General features: G+C 35.3%; 1 protein-coding gene. It reads left to right on the top strand.

All coding sequences use genetic code 11. The features are described 5' to 3' along the window. The first annotated feature begins 370 nt into the window (after positions 1–370). Positions 371–1477, top strand: coding sequence for a tyrosine-type recombinase/integrase (locus tag A5875_RS11910; protein ID WP_088933794.1), 1107 nt, complete (start codon positions 371–373; stop codon positions 1475–1477). The last annotated feature ends 289 nt before the right edge of the window (positions 1478–1766 follow it).

Here is a 1766-nt window from a genome sequence, read left to right as displayed (position 1 = left end):
GGATATAAATACTGGTTAATGAACAAATAAAGACATCTTCTCGGCGGGTTCGAGAAGATGTCTTTATTTATAAGGAGTGTAAATAGTTGATAATTACATTAAAAATGTATAGATTATTACATGGTTTAACCAAAACTATGAATAATTTCATTTTTCTAACCTAAGTATTTCAGTAAAAAAATGATTTGATTTGTATTAATTATAAAATATAGGAGAAGAATAATCAATATCTTTTATTAAAATCACTAAAAAAGAATAAATGTAATCATTTTAAAACACGCGTTCTCGATTGAAAGGGTTAGAAGTAAGGTCGAATCAAATTAATTCCTAATTATTTACCGTCAAATAAACCGTCAGAAGGAGAGTTATTATGCGTAGAGGAGAAAACATTTACAAAAGAAAAGATGGACGTTGGGAAGGCCGCTATAAAAAAGGCTATAAACCCAATGGAAAAATCAAATACGGGTACATCTATGGAAGAATCTACAACGAAGTACGAACAAAGCTCTATTTAATGAAAGCTCACTATCTAAACCAGCAAGAAACCTATGGAGAAACATGTATCTCCTTAGAAGAATGGGGACATATCTGGCTAAAAGAGGTCAAACAACAAGTAAAGTCCTCCACCTATAGTTCGTATGAATACAAAATAAATAAATACGTTTTTCCACAGATCGGAGAACTCTCTTTAAACGAACTCACCGAAACTACAGGAGAACAATTAGTCAATCTGTGGATAAAATCCGGCTTAGAGGTCTCTACGATGAAAGTCATTTTAAGAATCACTAATCAATGCCTGAATGAAGCGATCCAAAAAGAATACCTAAAACAAAATCCCTTTCTATCCCTAAAGCTTCCTAAGAAAACCAAAAAGCCCATTCATGCCTTGAATCGAGCAGAGCAAGGAAAAATACAGAAAGCAGCTCTAGCCGAAAAGAATGATGCAGGCTTACCAACTTATTTAGCTCTACAAACAGGACTACGAATCGGAGAAATCGCTGCACTACAATGGAAAGATATCGACTTTGACCGCCATCTGATCACAGTCAATAAGACCTATCAACGAGTCTACCTAGCCGATAAAGGAGAAAAAACACAGCTAGTCACAGGCTCTACTAAAACAGAATCAAGTACACGAACCGTACCTATAGGACAACACCTGCAAAAAATCCTAATGAAACATCGCAAACAATCGAAAGGAGAATTTGTCTTTTCCACAAAAAACCATCAGATGGAACCTCGATTAATCACCTATCACTTCCATCGAATCAGAAAACAATGCGGCTTGGAGAATGTCCACTTCCATCAATTACGCCATACATTCGCAACCCGCTGCATAGAAACAAAAGGCGATATCCGATCAGTCAGTGAACTCCTAGGCCATAGCTCGACCAAGCTAACACTGGATACCTACGCAGACTCGATGACAGAACAACGCTTTGAAGTCATCTATCAAATGGAAGCCGCCATCTGTTAGAAATATAAGTATAAAAATTTTAAAAAATTCCTACCCAAAATTCTGCCACTCTTTTTTCAAAACCCAAGAAAGCGCTTACTGTTTTTGAGTTTGTTAAAAACCACCTATTTCCTTTATAAGAAATTAAAAGAAAAGTTTTTTTTTATTTAAAAACATTTTATACGCCGTCGCTTACCGTCACTAAGATCCGCTAACCCTTGGTACATAAGGCGTTAGAGGTTTATTCATAGTTTTGGTTAAACTATGAAAAAAGTAATCAGAACATATCTTATTTAAAGGTCCAACTTAA

Origin of the sequence: Enterococcus sp. 3H8_DIV0648, from assembly GCF_002140655.1 — a bacterium.
Classification (GTDB): domain Bacteria; phylum Bacillota; class Bacilli; order Lactobacillales; family Enterococcaceae; genus Enterococcus_A; species Enterococcus_A hulanensis.
This window is presented reverse-complemented; position numbering and strand designations above follow the sequence as displayed.